10 protein-coding genes are annotated in these 18,272 nt (G+C 40.0%); 1 reads left to right on the forward strand and 9 read right to left on the reverse strand.

Annotated features, from left to right (window positions below; genetic code table 11):
- Window positions 1-74: 74 nt before the first annotated feature.
- The 9 genes from GSM42_RS13810 to GSM42_RS13850 form a co-directional block, all read right to left on the reverse strand.
- Window positions 75-1,751 carry a UvrD-helicase domain-containing protein gene (locus tag GSM42_RS13810; protein ID WP_202404926.1) on the reverse strand — a complete coding sequence of 559 codons (1,677 nt, stop codon included), beginning with the start codon at window positions 1,749-1,751 and terminating at the stop codon, window positions 75-77.
- Window positions 1,729-4,311 carry a PD-(D/E)XK nuclease family protein gene (locus GSM42_RS13815; protein ID WP_160802122.1) on the reverse strand — a complete coding sequence of 861 codons (2,583 nt, stop codon included), beginning with the start codon at window positions 4,309-4,311 and terminating at the stop codon, window positions 1,729-1,731. Before GSM42_RS13815 ends, GSM42_RS13810 begins: the two co-directional genes overlap by 23 nt.
- On the reverse strand, window positions 4,280-6,727 hold the full coding sequence (locus GSM42_RS13820; protein ID WP_160802123.1) for a UvrD-helicase domain-containing protein: 2,448 nt from the start codon (window positions 6,725-6,727) through the stop codon (window positions 4,280-4,282). Before GSM42_RS13820 ends, GSM42_RS13815 begins: the two co-directional genes overlap by 32 nt.
- A gap of 39 nt (window positions 6,728-6,766) precedes the next feature.
- Entirely contained in the window at window positions 6,767-9,892 is a 3,126-nt protein-coding gene (locus GSM42_RS13825) for a type I restriction endonuclease subunit R (RefSeq protein ID WP_160802124.1), read from the reverse strand.
- A complete protein-coding gene (locus GSM42_RS13830; RefSeq protein WP_160802125.1) occupies window positions 9,889-11,079 on the reverse strand; it encodes a restriction endonuclease subunit S in 1,191 nt (396 codons plus the stop codon). Before GSM42_RS13830 ends, GSM42_RS13825 begins: the two co-directional genes overlap by 4 nt.
- Window positions 11,069-12,658, reverse strand: coding sequence for a class I SAM-dependent DNA methyltransferase (locus GSM42_RS13835; RefSeq protein ID WP_160802126.1), 1,590 nt, complete (start codon window positions 12,656-12,658; stop codon window positions 11,069-11,071). Before GSM42_RS13835 ends, GSM42_RS13830 begins: the two co-directional genes overlap by 11 nt.
- Window positions 12,621-14,213 carry a type I restriction-modification system subunit M/S gene (locus tag GSM42_RS13840; RefSeq protein WP_160802127.1) on the reverse strand — a complete coding sequence of 531 codons (1,593 nt, stop codon included), beginning with the start codon at window positions 14,211-14,213 and terminating at the stop codon, window positions 12,621-12,623. Before GSM42_RS13840 ends, GSM42_RS13835 begins: the two co-directional genes overlap by 38 nt.
- 245 nt (window positions 14,214-14,458) lie before the next feature.
- A complete protein-coding gene (locus tag GSM42_RS13845) occupies window positions 14,459-14,632 on the reverse strand; it encodes a hypothetical protein (protein ID WP_160802128.1) in 174 nt (57 codons plus the stop codon).
- A 414-nt stretch (window positions 14,633-15,046) separates the two neighbouring features.
- Window positions 15,047-15,820, reverse strand: a complete 774-nt coding sequence (locus GSM42_RS13850; RefSeq protein ID WP_338055305.1) for an ABC transporter ATP-binding protein — start codon at window positions 15,818-15,820, stop codon at window positions 15,047-15,049.
- Window positions 15,821-16,096: 276 nt separating this feature from the next.
- Here GSM42_RS13850 and recQ point away from each other — a divergent pair, with 276 nt between their 5' ends.
- Window positions 16,097-18,256, forward strand: coding sequence for a DNA helicase RecQ (gene recQ / locus GSM42_RS13855; protein ID WP_160802129.1), 2,160 nt, complete (start codon window positions 16,097-16,099; stop codon window positions 18,254-18,256).
- Window positions 18,257-18,272: the final 16 nt, after the last annotated feature.

The following is an 18,272-nucleotide window of genomic DNA, read 5'->3' on the forward strand; positions in this document are numbered from 1 at the left end:
TCTTAAAAAGGGTTAATATTACCTTTTTACTCTTCTTCATATATCCTCTAATAAATGAATCTAACAAGCTGACTTTATTGATACCTTCCAGCATCAAAACCTTGGGCGACATATCCTGTACCTTTAAAATCCCGGACGAATTGAGAGATTTTCATGGAATTGTTGCCATGATACATCAATTGCAAAGAAGATTTTGCTCTTGTCATCGCTACGTAGAGCATTTTTTTCTCGTCACTAAACACACGATTGAAATCTTTTTGGTAACTGTCGGACTCTATATGATCCGAACACTTTTTCAAGTCTTCTATTCTTTTTTGCAAAGGATAATGATCTCGATCAAAATCTAGGAGAAACACATGATCAAACTCTAATCCTTTACTGCTATAAACATCTGAAAAAAAGATAGGTTTTTTGCTAGCACGGTAATCAAATCGATAAAAGAACTCCTCTGTAGTGATGAGATGAAATTTCCGCTCCAAGTACACTGCCATATCATGCCGCTGTCCTCGGTGCAATTCATCATCATTGCGATGCAAAATAGCGATCGTCGCTTGTGGAAATTGATGGTACACTTTTGTGATTTTCGCGATGAGATCATCTGCTAGTTTTCGCCTATTTGGATAATAAGAGATAATCGGGATCGCTCCTTCTTGCGAATATCTTTGATCATCTAATCTATCATTTTCTACATCTTCAAAAGTGAGCTTACTGGCTAGTTCCATGATTCGTTTGGTCGAGCGAAAATTTTGCTTTAAGGTGCGATTTTTTCTCCCTGTTACATGTAAACCGAGGGATTGATAACTATGAGGGCTGCTTTTATAGATACGTTGTTTGGGGTCCCCTGTAAGAACGATACTTTGCTTCGTCAGTTTGACTAAAGCTAAGATCTGCATAGGTTGGAGGTCTTGTACTTCATCGACAAATACATAGTCGTATTTCAACTCTTCTGGGAAATAACCGATATTTTTTAAAAGCAGAAGTGCATAATCTTCTAAGTCCATATCATGTTGATATGCTTCTCTCATTCTTTCTTGGTATATTTCATATATGCGATAAACTGACTTTCGTTGTTGTCTGGTTAACCGTGGATTTTGACTCCTCCCTGTTCTTTCGACCTCTAAATACTTATCCCTATTGATAAATCCATTTGCTTTCATCCACGTGATTTCATCCATCAAAAAATTTGCGGTGTGTCGCGTTGTCAATTTTTGTTCCAATGGGAGATTATCTTGCTCATCTGATTCAAACCAACTATCGCGAATTGCGTGTAATCTGCGAATCATTTTCCCTTGAACCCGAGACATATCTTTTAAGGAAGTATTCATTTCTTTCAAATGTGGTTCGCCGATTGCTGATAAAAGCTTATAAACCATCTGATGAAATGTATAGAGATGAACCTGATGAAGTTTTTTCTCTTCCAATTGTTGATATGTTTCAGATGTCTGTAGTCGTTTGATGGAATCTTGTACCAAGGTTTTGCCAAACGTGACATATAAGATCCGTTTCGCCTCTTGTTCCTTTTTCATTACTTTTAACATTTTGTACATTAAGGTGATACTCTTCCCACTACCCGCAGAACCATTGATAAGTAGCTGGTCCTCCTCTTGTTGAATGATCGCTTTTTGATCTTCAGATGGATGAATTCCAGGTAGAACTCCTGTTGCATCGAAGTAATTTTGCCATAATTTTGCTGAACGAAAGAAAAAGCTTCTTCTACTTTCTCGGTATTCAGCCGCTGTATTTCCGATCAATGGAAAATTCCCCTTTCTCACAAATCATCAGATATGGACACATGGTGCAATGCTCTCCAGGCTCAGCCTCTACATCTGTTTGCTTGATCGTCTGGGCAAACTCTTTGATCCATCTAGAATCATCGTTGCGGTCTTTGTTGTAAGCATTTTTGATTCGGTATCGTTTGGTCACTTGGTTGCGACTATACAGTCGCTGTAACCGTTCCATTGCTTTTGGATAAGATACGTTTTGAAAAGAACGATAAGCAAAAACACCCGATCGATAAGCGATATTCATCAAATTTTTCTTTAAGGTAGGAGTCCACTGGGGAAATAAAGGAAATAGGTGATGGGTTACTGCTTCTAATCCCATTGCTTGCCCAGCAAACATCGAGCTTAGTGTAGAAAAAACGATTTGTTGGTGAAAGTCTGATTCGTAGATAGGATGAGATTCTACAATGGTGTTCCAAAAAAACTTACGCGAACAAAAATCTTGATCCAGCCAATTTACAACTGGAATTTGACCTAACAGCTTTTGTGCTGCTTTATGGGTATCAATCGCAGGTATTTCCTCTTCTTTTGTAAACGAAACTGTTGTCGCCTCTTGAACCCAATTAGGCGGAACTACTTCCTTGCTATAGAGCAGGAATAGCGTGTTAAAAATTCCACTTTCCCCATCATGTTCGTGCAACCCATCTATCCAACTGAATGTGAGTTTTCCTTCGGCAAAAGCGAGTACATAATATATTTGAAAATCGAGATAAGCATTTTTCAATTGATTTAAGACAAAGTGTGTATGCAGTGCTTTTGTCATCTTTTGGTAAGAAACCCGACCTTTTTGTGCATCATAATAAGCCCAATACTTTAACCATTCAAAGGTTAGAGGTTCGATATTTAGTTCAACTCCATATTTTTCTACCATCTGCATGGATAATCCCGTAACATGCATCTCTTCCATTTGCAATGTTAAACCTTCTAACTGATCGAGATTGTCTACTTCCTTATAATGGTTGTTCCCCTCTTTTGGATGTGCAATATTCAACAAGGTCGCAACAATCTCTTCGATCTCTTGTCGATTACCGTTCCAAGTCACAAACTGTTTACTGCTGAACACATGAGCCATCCGATTTCTGTCTCCAGGAGTTAAAAACAATTCTGCTTCTACCCGTTGAAATAGCTGGTATAAATGATCCAAATGCTTTTGAACCGACATTTCTGTATCTTCTGGCGGCAAAAGCGTAGTAGCTAATTTTTTTAATGCTATACACAATGCTTGCAGTTGTTTTAATGTAACTCGAGAACGGTTGCGGTGGACATAAGGGAATACGCGAAAAGGATTTGTCAGATAGCGCTTCACTTTGCTCCGATTGCTTTTATCTTTTACTAACTCATCAAACTGAGCACTTTCTTCATTTAGCTCGATTAGATTGGTTAATCGATCCAAAACCTCATCGATAGTCGAGATTCCTTTCATATAAGGTTCTAGATCCATTAACAATGTCTCGGTATATATACCATTTGTATCTTTTGTTTTGATCCACCCTGAGCTCATGCATTCCATCAATTCGTCATACTCCAGATAAATCGTGTCATTTTTATGTTTAAACTTGTAAAAATAAGAAAAGAAACGGTTACATGGTAACTGGCTTAATGGATAATCATTTTCTGTTTGATCATCCGGTTGTTTCACCCCTTGACGAAATAACTTACGAACTTTATCATTTCGATAAATCACATATCTTCGTCTGTTGTAATCCATTGGATTATCTTGCATATATCGCTGAAAATGTACAGGTGACATAAATTTAAGAAAATCGATGGAAACATCATCTGTATCTATCCTGTTATTTCCTTCTAGATAAGAAGCAAATCTACTACCATTACGAGGGATGGACATCTCTTGTTGATGCTTCCACTCCGAAAGAGGTACCAATACCTGATAAACATCTATCCATGGCTTGTATACATGGGGAAGTGCAGGCTCATAGGGAATACGAAAAATAACAGGTATGCCTGACTCCGCACATTTTGTCAAGAACATCACTCGACTAGCTGTCAATTGGATCATATGATATACATAAATTGCCTTGATTTGATGTCTATCTATGACATTTCGCAAGGCAGGAATGATTTTTGTGCTATGACGAGCAGCAAAAATTTTTTTGAGCTGACTATCTCGTTGTAATTCCCTCCATATTTGATAAAACATGATTTGTTCCTTGTTTTGTTGATCTCGAGGCTCTGTACCGTCCATCAAATTCATCTCCACCAACAAGCGAATTCCCATTACCCACTTATCCAGTGTATCCTTCAAGATTTCTTTATCTTCTGGAAAAAGCGAATAAAATTTTTCGCGTATTTTGGTTTTGATTAGTAGATTGGTAAAAGGAGAATGCCAACCAGGAAACAACTTGTGTTGTAGTTTGTCATAGGTAAACAAAGACGGATGAATGATATCTGGATTGCTGCGTTTTAAGTGCAACAAAAAGGAAGAATCTCCGGTTATGTGCAAAGCATCTGCTTCCAGCTTCAGATTTGCATAATACGTCTTAGGATTTTGATAAGTTTGAACTTGAAACATGTGATAATCCCCTCCATCCGATCAATTGCCCCCATTTGTCTGGTTTATCATTCAAACATCTCAAGGGATTCGCCAATAACAAACTTTTTCGAGCACGGGTCATCGCAACATATAATAATCTCGTTTCCTCAGCTCGAAGCTCTTCTTGCTCTTCTTTTTGATAGGTTTGAAAATGATTATTGGAAATACGCATCGTATCCAATTGCAGTTTATAGGCGATTTTGGGTATGGTTTCCGTTGTATTTAAAAACACATGAGGTCTGGCATGCACATAAAAAAGACCATCCATCATTGGGATCACAACATGATCAAATTCTTGACCCTTTGCCTTGTGCACGGTCATACATTGAATTGCACCCATGTCACTCTGCTGAATTTCTGGGACAGGTAAATCATTTTCCGTTACATCTGTTGTCATACAAATTCGTAAGTATTTTTCCAAACGAAAGAGAGTAGCGATCGAATCAGAAAATTTCCCTTTCAATAAGAGCAGCAATTGCTCCAACCTACTTTGATAACGATACATACGCTGTTCACACCAAGCATGAAATTTCGTCTCATCTTGTGCTTGATCATCCACAAAACGCTGCCAGTAACGATTCGCAAAACACCTAGCAGGATTACGCTCTGTCACTATTTTTTCTAGCAGTGGGATGATCGGCATTCTCCGCATTAGTTGCAAACAGCTTTGCCAATAAGCATAATCCGGTTGTTTCTCCCAACTTCTCCAAAATGCATCTTTTTCTTCTGAAAACTGCTCCATCAACTCTGTAGGCAAAATAGTCTGAGCTCCGTAAGAAGAATGTTGTAGAGCATAACAAGTAGATGCGGAGCGTGGAAATAAGAGAAATCGAACTAACTGATAAAACTCACGAACAGGTCGGGATCGAAAAAATTGTCCTCTTGTCTGGCCAATACAAGCAATTCCCCACTCTTCACACTGGTCTACCATCCATTCGACATCGCGATTGGATCGAACGAGAATCGCTGCGTCTTTTCCTTCCAACTTTCGCAAGTTTTGTCTCAAATTTAAATCGTTTAAATACTGTACACCTATCGTATCCTCATCCGTCATTGGAGTAAGAGCATCTTTTTTGCTATATGGAAACGCAGACACCCGCTCTCCCCAAAACTCGAAATACGGTTCCATATCACCGAGTAGCTTGCTCGTGCTCCGGTAATTTTTGGTGAGATACAGTTCTCTGATACGTTTTGGAGACAATGAGATTTTGAGTTGTTCAAAAGCGGTGTAGTCAGCTCCTCGAAATCGGTAGATACTTTGTTTGATATCACCGACGATAAACAAGCGACAATGATTGGTCTGTTCTAACCATTGCAAAAATTGAACCTGCATATAGTCCGTATCTTGAAATTCATCTACAAAAATAGTGTGGTATTGCTTTTTTAACGGTAAATCAGCAGATTGCATCTCGTATAAATTGCGAATAAGATCATTGACTTCCCACTCTCCTCGCTCTTGTTTATACGCTGCTAATTCTTGCATGCTATGAACAACAACATATTGCAAGAGTTGATGGAAATGCTTCTCATCTACGCCAAAATCCGCAACCGAAAACATCGAATCATGTAAAGAATTATTTTCCAATTCTTGAATCACTGTAACAATAGAGCGTATTAACAAGTAATGAGGTATCGCCTCGAAAGATTTGAATATTTCCTCTTCTTGTGTCGCAAATCGATCTATCCATTTGCCAATTAATCTTTTTCGCATCTCTATATAATTACGTATTTGGATATGGGAGGGAAAATGGAGTTCGCGACCTTCTCGTTCCAATAACTTTTTCGCAAACGAGTGAAAAGTAGAGATTTGTATATCTGTCATTTCTCTTAACCAATGGAGATAGACACGTTTGTTAGTCAGTTGATAGTACTCTCTGAGTCTCTTTTGCAAGCGAATTCGCATCAGAGTAGCTGCTTCATTGGTAAAAGTAATCATCGCAACCGAGTCAAAAGAGAAATCAGCAAGGGTATGTTTTAAAAACAGCATACGTTGTACCATAACCGTTGTTTTTCCTGTTCCTGCACCTGCCATAACGAATAAATGGTCGCCACTATTTGCATGCTCCACCTGATACTGCTCGGGGTTAAAAGAATAAAACCCTTGATCCTCTGCTTCGGAAACTAAGTACCGATACAAATCTTCCTCATCGATATGACCATCGAAAAAGAAATGCGTTCGATCTACATATTCTGTTCGATAAGGAACCGCAAACCATTGCAGAAAGTAAGCTTTTCTCCATGCCACCCAGTCTTTGTTCGCTTCGATATCATCCAGCACATCTGCTGTGAATAAATAAACCTTGATGCCATCTTTTATCCAATTTTCGATTTGACGTTTGATCTCTGTCGTAAAGTCGAAACAGTATAGGAGCACCGAATACGACGGTTTTTGCATAGGTGATCACTCCTTTTCCTCCATGAGGAGAGAAGAAGATTATTCATCTTCTTCCTCATCATCTAAATCTGCATGACAAGTGAGTTCTGTTTGTTGAAGTACCATATCCGTCGCCATTTTTTGTTGATCTGGCGGATAGCCATATTTCTTCAGTAACCGCTTCACCTCTACTCGTAAACGGGCACGCACAGAGTCTCGTAAATTCCAATCCACCGTGAGGTTGTTGCGAATCATCTTCGTTAAATCACGTGCGATCTGCTTCAATACTACTTCGCCTAATATCTGCTTGGCTGATTCATTATCCGACAGCGCATCATAGAAAGCTTCTTCATCTGTATTCAAATCAGTCGGCTTACCTTCTTTTTTCGCCTTGTTAATGTCTTTGGCGATGTTGACCAATTCTTGCACGACAATAGAGGTATCAACAGACCGATTTTGATACTTTAAGATCGCTTGATCCAGCATCTCCGAGAACTTTTTCGACTTGACCAAGTTTCGTCTGCCAAAACCGCGTACTTCACTTTTGAGTAAACGCTTTAACAGCTCAACTGCGAGATTTTTCTGTTTAAGCGCTTTAACTTCTTCCATAAATTCTTCTGATAAGAGTCCGATGTTTGGCTTGCTGAGCCCTGCTGCATCAAATACATCTACAACTTCTCCAGAAATAATCGACTTAGAAACCAACTGGCGCATTTGAGCATCCATCTGACCAGATGTTTTCTTTTTCTTTGGATCAGCGATCATTTTCAGCAAGCTTGCTCGTACCGTTTTAAAGAAACTGATCTCTTCGTTGTACGGTTTGGCTGCATCCAGTGTTCCACAAAGGGTAAAGGCTGCTCCTACTTCATAAGCGAGCTGGATAAATTTCTTTTTCTTTTCTTCACCCAAACCAAGCACATAATCCATCGTAATGGTGATCTGTTGCAATCTCTGACGCGCTGTTCCGGTGAAAAACAAGGAGTAATCATGCCCATGCAGCAAGTGAGAAAGTAGATCGTATTTTTCCAACATCACTTCAAACGCTTGGCTTGTATCTACTCCCGTATTTTGTCGATCATTATCTGCATATTGTTTTAATGCATGTTTTAACGAGTCAGATATCCCGATATAATCGACGACCAGTCCACCAGGCTTGTCTTGAAACACCCGGTTTACTCGAGCAATCGCTTGCATCAAGTTATGACCTTTCATCGGTTTATCGATGTAAATCGAGTGCATACAAGGGACATCAAATCCTGTCAGCCACATATCGACTACGATCACCAGCTGCAAATCGTCTTTTGGGTCTCTCATCCGAGCGGCAAGCTTCTCCCGCTGCTGCTTCGTGGTGTGGTGCTTTTGCATATAGACAGGATCAGAGGAGCTGCCGTTGGTATACACGACTTTGATCTTTCCCTCTGCAAGCGAATCCGCATGCCAATCGGAGCGCAGCTTGATGATCTCTTCATATAAATCTGCGGCTATGCGGCGGGACATCGTCACGATCATACCCTTGCCAAAGATCTCTTGGCGCCTTGCTTCAAAATGTTTTACCAAATCTTTGGCTACTGATTGCAGCCTATCCTCTGCTCCGACCAATGCTTCCAATTGCGACCACTTGGATTTCATTTTCTCTTGGGTATCAAGCTCTTGATCAAAAGCGATGTTTTCTACTTCTTGATCAATCTTCGAACGCATTTCTTCGGACATCTCCAGCTTGGCAAGTCTGCTCTCATAGTAGATTTTTACCGTTGTTCCATCTTCCACCGCACGTGTCATATCATACACATCGATATAGTCACCAAATACTGCGGGAGTGTTTCGATCCGTTAGTTCTACTGGTGTTCCGGTAAACCCGATGAAAGAGGCATTGGGCAGGGCATCGTTCATATATTTGGCAAACCCATACGTGATCTCACCCGTTTTCTTCACTTTTGCCTCTATGCCGTATTGACTGCGGTGTGCTTCATCTGCGATGACCACGACATTTCGCCGATTCGTTAAGATGGGCATCTGCTCTTCTTCTTGGTTCAGCAAAAACTTTTGAATCGTCGAGAAGACGATACCTCCTGCTTCTACTTGCAGTAACTCCCGCAAATGAGCCCTGCTCTTCGCTTGTACAGGGGTTTGTCTGAGCAATTGGTGGGAGCTGCTAAAGGTTTGGAATAATTGCTCATCTAAATCGTTGCGGTCGGTCAACACCAAAATCGTGGGATTGTTCAGCTCCTGTACCACTTTGCCTGCATAAAACACCATCGACAAACTCTTTCCCGAACCTTGTGTATGCCAGACAACACCGATTTTTTTGTCTCCATCTTCATCGGTAGCTCGAATTGTACTCGTGAGTGCTTTGCGGGTGGCATGGTATTGATGATAACCAGCAAAGATTTTCCACGTATTGCTTCCATCGCTCTGAAAGAGCAAGAAATGTTTTAATAGATCAAGAAATATTTCTTTTTGGAAAATTCCTTTCAATAAAACTTCAATCTGGGGAATATCTTGAGCTGCTACTGACTCTCCATCGATCGTCCGCCACATCATATAGCGATCTTCATCTGCTGTTAAAGTACCCACTCTCGCATTTACGCCATCGCTAATTACGGAAAATGCGTTGGTTTGAAATAAGGAAGGAATTTTATCTTGGTATGTTTTGATCTGTTGAAAAGCTTGCGTGATATCGGTTTCTTCGTTTCCCATATTCTTTAATTCCACGACCACAAGAGGGATACCGTTTACAAATACGACAACATCAGGGCGTTTCTCCACTGCGTTTTCGATCACGGTAAACTGATCGACAACCAACCAGTCATTGTGATGCATCTGCTGAAAATCGATCATCCACGCCATCTCTGTCTTAAAACTTCCGTCCGGTAAGCGAACAGATACAGGAATTCCAGTCGTCAACAACTCATGGAAAGCTTGATTATTCGCTAACAGTCCCACCTTATCGGCAAGCATCACCCGCCGAATCGCCTCTTCCAACGCTTCCATCGGCAAATGGGGATTGATGCGAAACATCGCATCTCGTAAGCGCTCTTTCAAGATTACTTCCGAGTATGCATCCCGCTCTGGATAATCTCCCCCTGGAGAGAGATCCGGACCATGTGCCACATCATAGCCCAGCTCTTGAAAGTACTCCAGCACTGCTTGTTCGAGATCTTGCTCGAGATATGCTCCTGTGCTCATACGGTAACTCCTCCTTCGATGGATTCGGATGGTATGCGTAGTTCTCCGGACATGAGTTTGGGGAGGAGCGTGTCACGGAGTTTGGCGAGGGTTTGGGATTCGATTTTATTATTCTTTAAAGTCTTAAAAAACACATCAATTATTTGATCAAACCGATCTAATACAGTTTGTGGTGGTAGAATTATTTTATTTTTCAGTGCAACATTTCTATTTAAACCAGGAACTGCAGAATCAGCACTTAAATCTTTCAGGTTCTGAAAACTTAAAGTAAAATAATAATAGTAAATGGATGATTCTTTTTGTTTAAAATCAACATAAAACGTTGTATCAATTGGGAAGAAATTATCAAGTGTTAAGTTTACTGTTCCCGGATTTCCTTTTCTACCTATAATTATTCCTGGTCCCTCCACCAAATAATTTGAATGAACATCTACTTGCCCATTTGATCCAAAGACCGGATACGCGCCTGGTTCCCGATTCTCTTTTTTTAATGGCTTTCCGTATTTAAAATCTATTAAATCTTTTAACTGATGTACTTCCCATCCCTTTGGAATCCTTCCCAACTCCGTTTCCACAAATTCTTGGAATGGCTCAAAGTCGATAAACCATGAACGGAAGATTGCTTGTGCCATTTCTTCGAGTTTTTGGTTGATTTGGTTGTTAAGATAGATTTTATCTTCAATATTCCTTAAGAAATTACCTAATACTAATTGCTTTTCCAAACCCGGAATTTTTAGTTTTAATTTCATAACATCAGGTACTCGCATATGACTTACAACAGAACCTGATCCTTCAAAAGCATAAATCTGATTCTGAACAAAAGGAGATCTCATAGCAAAATAGAGAAAATTAGGTGTTACAATTTCTGAATTAGCTCTTAGCTGGACTAATCTTTGACCTAAAAAATAATTAGAATCATCTTTAATAATCCCAATTTCCCCCATAGGTGCTTCTCTCGTTAGTATTACATCATCTATTATTGGAGTTGATCTTCTAGTCCACTTTGTATATATATCCTCAGTGACATATTTTACATTGTCAGAATTGATTTGACCGTTACGTATATTAGTAGTTCTCAACATTTTATAGGGGGTTTTATAATTTACTGTTGGTGCAGTCTTATTCACACAATCTGTTACTTCGCATATATCCCCCAACCTAACTTCCTTCCACTCCTCAAAACTCATACCCAATCCCCCGCAAATTCTTCCTGATTTCCTCTTCCAACTCCCGTGATTTCCCAAACAACTCCCCAAGTTCACCGGTCAAGCGTGTCATCTTCTCCTCAAACGGCTCGCCATCGTCTTCTACATCCTCTACTCCCACATAACGTCCCGGTGTGAGGATATACTCATGTTCTCTCACTTCTTCCAGCTTCGCAGACTTACAAAAGCCTTTGATATCTTCATACTTCGTCTCTGTCTGCCCGCGCCATGCATGAAAAGTAGCTGCAAGCTTTTGGATATCTTCTTTGGTCAATTCTTTTCTGGTACGATCGATCATCGTTCCCAGCTTTCGCGCATCGAGAAACAAGATTTCGCCTTTGCGATCACGCTGACCGCTGGCAGCTTTGTTTTTGGTCATCACCCAGACACAAACGGGTATTTGCGTCGAGTAGAAAAGTTGTCCTGGCAAAGTGATGATTGCTTCTACTAGATCCGACTCGATCAAATTTTTGCGAATCTCCCCTTCCGAAGAGGTATTGGTAGACATCGAACCGTTCGCAAGGACAAATGCTGCTGTGCCGCTTGGGGCGAGTTTGGATACCATGTGTTGAATCCATGCGTAGTTGGCATTGCCTACTGGTGGAGTACCATAACGCCAACGCGTATCTTCTTTGAGGTTTTCCCCGCCCCACTCGCTCACATTAAATGGTGGATTGGCTAATATATAATCTGCTCTGAGCATGGGATGGAGGTCTTTGGCAAAGGTATCGGCATTTGCTTCTCCCAAGTTGTTATCAATGCCACGGATAGCGAGGTTCATTTTGCATAAACGCCATGTCGTCGGATTGGATTCTTGACCATAAACAGAAATATTATCCAGTCGACCCCGATGAGAAGTCACAAACTCCGAGCTCTGGACAAACATCCCGCCTGATCCGCAGCAAGGGTCGTAGATGCGTCCTTTAAATGGTTCGATCAGCTCTACCAATAGCTCTACGATCGTACGAGGAGTGTAGAATTGGCCGCCATTTTTTCCTTCTGCACTAGCAAAGTTGTTGAGAAAATACTCATACACCCGACCTAAAATATCTGTTTCTCCGTCGACGATGGGAAAGGAAAAAGCATCGATGATTTCACCTAGTTTTGTTTTATCCAAGTCAGGTCGAGCATAATTTTTGGGCAAAACACCTTTTAATGATTTGTTTTCTTTTTCAATGGCGACAAATGCATCGTCAATCAATACCCCAATCTTTGGATCTTTCGCATTTTGTTTGATGTAAGACCAGCGAGCTTCCTGTGGTACCCAGAATACATTGCTTGCCAAATACTCATCAGGATCTTCTTCATCCGCCCACTCATCTGCTTTTAATTCTTCATACTTCCACTCGAATTTTTCGGAGATGTACTTTAAAAATAATAACCCAAGTACGACATGCTTGTATTCTGCTGCATCCATGTTGTTGCGGAGTCGATCCGCCATGTTCCATAACTTATGTTCAAATCCGAGCTCTGCACTTTTGTTGCTATTGGAAACTGCCACTTGCTTCTCTCCTCTTTCTGTCTCACTGCCATTTTTGATAAATGCTTTTTTTCTGTTCATCCCATCTCGCTTTTGCTCGCAAAATCGTGGAATGATAAATCTGCTGTTCTTGTATATATTTCTCCACTAATTGCTCCATTTCATCTTTTGGAAGCATGGGAATTTGCATCTCTCCCAAATCCGTTGGGTTGATGTTCATCACCGTCGTCCCTCGCTGAAAAGACTGAAGCATGTGCAGCCCTGCTGGGGTTTCCAAAAAGATTTTTACATAGTTACTCCACAGCTTCGGATCATCTGCAAATCGGACTGCGATAATATTTGCAGACGCTATCACCCGAGGGTTTGCATTTTGCACAACAGCCACTTTGTTCACCGTACCGCGGCATGTCAATACAAGATCATACTGCTTTAATGCATAGCGCTGTACTTTGACGAAATCTTCATGAATCCGATCCAAAGCATCCCAGTTGATCTGCCCATCTTCCATATTAGAGATATTGAGCACTTCAATCTCTCCAGTAGGCTGAATGTGAGACTTTAAAATCGATTTCCCCCGAAATAATGTTGCTTTCTCACTCAGTCTCACAGTTGGAAGTTGACTCTCTTTTCCTATCCGAGACTTACTCATTTCTTGGTCCGACAAGATAAGTTCGATTCGCCAGTCTTCTCGTTTTTCAAAATCTTCATCCGATAGAGAAACCAAATCTACTGCTTGAAAACGGTTTTGGACCAAGCGAAATTCTCCGACTTTGACCTCATCGACCCTTTCTCGTCCCATATGCGCCACATATGTCTTCATCATCGTAAAAGGACGAAGGGTTCCACTCGGCAACGTATAAATACCAGATACTCCATAATGACGGGAAATCTCTTTTCTTAATTTGGCAAATGATCCACCCGAAAAAGTGAATCTCGCAGGGAGAATGATCGTTAACTCTCCGTCTTCATCGAGGAGATCCAATAAATTTTCCACTGCTACCCCTTCTGATTCACGGGTGATAAATCGTTCTGACTCCACATCGCTTTTGCGACCAAATGCAGGAAGTGCCAAAATAAAATCAAAAGGCTCCAATTCCAGCAAACTATATAAACTTGCCACTTGTACTTGTACATGGGAACAATCACGAAATAAGAAATGTAATAATTGTTGATGCAAATAGCTTTCTGCTAACAGAACAAATTCACAGTAGAGGTATTGATGCACCATTTCAAACAAGCCACGCAGAAATTTATGAGCTTCGGGAATCAAAATACGTTTTGGTTGAATCAGGCTGATTCTTTCTGAAAACGCCTCTGTTACTTGATCTGGAACAATCACGACCCCTGTGCGATCATCTTGATAAATATGGAGCAGTGTCTCATAAAAATCCAACTCATAACCGGCTTGAAAACACTCCCAAAACATCTCTTTATCCCCGCCGAATAAATCCAAATGTAATGTTTGCATCGTGGTATAAACGGATTTGGCATCGAATGGTTTCTTGTTTTCTTCTACGATTCTCTTCGTGAGATGAACCCTCAGTAGTTCCTGTGCAATATCGTCTGGATAATAAATTTGATACTGTCTGAGGAGATCCATAAAGGTGCGGGCTGAATGTTGGATGTGCGCAGGCATCAATCTCCCCTCCTCTCTTTTTCTATTATAGCGATACAAATTTGGTATTGCAATACTAAATTTAATATTCCGATACTAAATATGGAATCCATCTTACATCACTTCCTCTCGAGTTTAAAAAACGAACAAATGTACCTATTCATATTAACATATACAACTGGAAAAATTATGCAATTTTTATTTTGAGAGATGAAACATAAAAAACCCAACGATTGTTGGGTTTTCGTGCATATTTTTTCTGCTCTTTACTCGTTGTAAATCTGTTCATACAACTCCTGTTCGATGTTTAATTTATCACTAGGAACCATGACGTTTTGCGCTAAATTTTGTTTCTCTTGTAACAAACGATACACGATCTCTTCCACTGTACCATTTGCAAATTGCTGCTTTGTATCTGCTGCGACGGGATAATACACCATGACTTATGATGAAACCCCTTGGAGCTGAACCATCGACTGGCCTTTGAACTCTCTGTCCAAACGATTAAAAACTCGGGGATGGTGTACCGCTTACGCGCAATGGTAATTTCCCATGTCTTCCCTTCGACGGAAACTCCATCTTTCATCATTCTCTTGCTCGACTCAGAGATATTTGTCTTTACTCCAAGTGATTCTACGTAGGGTCGAAAGCATCGCTTTACAACTTCACTGATGTAGATCTGCAAATCAAGTCCACAAAGCTAAGGGGCCAAGCCGCTACTGAATTCTTTGGTGTATGCTTGACGAAGCAAATACAATCGGAAGCAATGAGCGGTACCATTTCTCACTGGTAAGTAGGAAATAAGTGTACTCATCAATAATATATAACTATCTTATCCCTATAATGTTCTGAATCTACTTTAGCATCAGCCAGCTACGGCCGCTTTTCTGTTCGACAGATAGGGATGTTTGAAAAAATTCACTAAGTATCTCTTGCGTTAATACATCTTTACTTAACCCTTTTTGCGCAACCTTTCCCTTTTTCAAAAGGAAGGTGTGAGTAAAACATGGCAGAATTTCTTCGATATGATGTGTTACATAGATAAGAGTTGGTGCATCAGGACGATTCGCTATTTGATCAATCATAGTAAGGACTTGTTCCCTAGCAAAAATATCAAGACCAGTACATGGTTCATCGAGTATCAGTAGCTTTGGTTTTGCCATCAAAGCTCGTCCTATCAATACTTTTTGCTTCTCTCCTTGAGATAAGGTTTGGTAGATTCTGCCTAATAGATGACCGCACTTCCACTGTTCTAGCAGTTCACGTACTTGCACATAATCTTCCTCTGCTGGTTTCTCATAGATTCCTACTGATGCATACTTGCCACTTAGCACCACATTTTCAATGGTTTCATACCCATGTAGCCTCTGTTGCATGGATGCGCTTACCCATCCGATCTCTTTTCGTAGCTCCCGAAGATCTGTTTCTCCAAAGCGTTTTCCTAAAACCGAAATCTCTCCTGATGTTGGCCAATGATACCCATTGATCAAATCAAGGATACTCGTTTTCCCAGAGCCATTTAGCCCCACGAGACACCAATGCTCCCCTTTTTGAATTTCCCAATTTATATCATCTAATATAAGGCGCTGCTCTCTACGCCACGAAACATGCTTCATCTCTACTACCACGAGAACAATCCCTCCCAAAATATTCCTATTTATGTTTTATTTGATCTAAAATAAGACTTGTCAGGTGTTTTTTATAAGCATCTCACAAGCGCAAATGTGCACATAAAGCGATTTTATCCAATGCTCTAATTTATGTATATAAATTATCATACAACATCGACATTTCATTCTTATACTGATTTCTGTCTGTTCATAGGAAACTGGTATATTCACCCTCGTTTGATGTCTATTTTTTCGATATACTAAAAGGTATTGAATGTGAATAGGTGGCTAAATATGAAATTAATAGATAAAGCTGAAGAGTTATTGAAGGATTTGTTTGGGTATACAGCTTTTAGAAATGGACAAAAACAAATCATTACCCAAATCTTAGATGGTAAAAATTCGCTTGGAATCATGCCCACAGGTGGAGGAAAATCGCTCTGCTATCAAATTCCTGCGCTGTTGCTCGAGGGTATTACTCTTGTCATTTCACCGTTGATCTCTCTCATGAAAGATCAAGTAGATGCTTTGAACCAATTAGGGATTCCAGCTACATACCTAAACAGTACCGTAGACCGCTATGAAATAGAATATAGACTTCAAGAGATACATAATAAACAAGTAAAACTCGTTTACATTGCACCGGAACGACTAGAATCTTTTCTTCCCATGATACAAGAAGTTGAGGTTTCCCTAGTGGTAGTAGACGAAGCACATTGTATTTCACAATGGGGACATGATTTTCGTCCAAGCTATCTAAGCATTGGCGACATAATAAAACAGTTACCAAAGCCGACAATCATAGCTGCATTAACGGCAACAGCGACTGCACAAGTCCGCCAAGACATTCGAGACATTCTTCAAATTTCAGATGAAAACACCGTGCTTACTAGTTTTCAACGGTCTAATCTAAGATTTTCCGTCCTGCATGATCAAGATAAGATTACATTCACGGAAGACTATATAAACCGCCATCCAAAACAGTCTGGTATCATTTATTGCTCTACTCGAAAAGAAGTGGACTCTCTTTATCAATACTTGCTAGAAAAAAGTTATCAAGTCGGACGATATCACGCAGGAATGAGCGAAGATCAGCGTGAACAAGCTCAAGAAGCGTTCTCTTATGACAGAACACCTATTATTATCGCTACCAACGCATTTGGGATGGGAATAAATAAACAAAATGTGCGGTACGTTATTCACTTCAATCTACCTAAAAATATAGAGAGCTACTACCAAGAAGCTGGTCGTGCTGGCAGAGACGGAGAAGAAAGCGAATGCATTTTGCTATACCATGGACAAGATGTACGTATTCAACGGTTTTTGGTTGAGCAATCGGAATTGAGTCAAGACCGAAAAAAGCATGAATTTCAAAAACTAAATACCATGTATCGTTATTGCTTCACTCAAAATTGTTTACAAAATACGATCATCCAATATTTTGACGACCCCATCGAAACCCCTTGTGGAAAATGTCATAACTGTTTAGCACAAGAGGAAACAAGCACCAAAGATTATACAATTGAAGCACAAAAAATGTTTTCGTGCATTCGTCGAATGAAAGAACGTTTTGGACTTTCGATGGTTGCAAAAGTATTGAAAGGATCAAAATCAAAAAAAGTATTAGACCTCGCATTAGATAAACTTTCGACATATGGAATTTTAAATGATTATACGGAAAAAGATATACAACAATTTGGACTTATCTTGCAATCAGAAGGATATATAGACAGTTACACATCCAGCAAGAACAATCTCCCTTTAATAAGACTTACTGAAAAAGCAATTCAAGTTCTTAAAGGAGAACAAAATGTATATCTGAGACCCATTCAAACTGTCTCTCCGTCTAATTGGGACAAAAACACGATCCAAACACAACGCTCGATCTTATTGGATCGTTTATACGATCTTCGTAAAGAATTTTCGATAGAAGAAAAATTACCACCTTACATGATTCTATCGGATTCAACCCTCCGAGCAATTGTGGACCAAATCCCACTGAATAAAACAGAACTTTTATCGGTGGTGGGCATGGCACAACGTAAATACGCGAAATATGGATCGCGAATTTTGGAAGTTACTGCTTCTTTTGCTGATGAACGGGAAAAACCAAGAGAAAAAACAACTTTTAAACAAAACCAGAACAACAAAAGTCATGTCATTACCTATGAATTATTTCAAGAAGGTAAATCTATTGAAGAAATTTCTTCTATTCGCAGCCTTTCAACCCAAACGATTGAAGATCACCTAATAAAGTGCCATAGCGAAGGCTATGCAATTGATTGGGATGAGCTTATTTCCCAAGAATATCAAAGTATCATTATTCAAGCTGTCCAAGATTTAGGAGCTTCAAAGCTAAAACCAATAAAGGAAGCTTTGCCGGAAGAAGTTACGTACTTTCAAATAAAAGCTGTTATTGCAAATGAGCAAAGGAAAGTTCGTCCTATATCATAAGAACTCTATCTTCAAT

The organism is Shimazuella alba (genome assembly GCF_009831235.1).
GTDB lineage: Bacteria > Bacillota > Bacilli > Thermoactinomycetales > Thermoactinomycetaceae > Shimazuella > Shimazuella alba.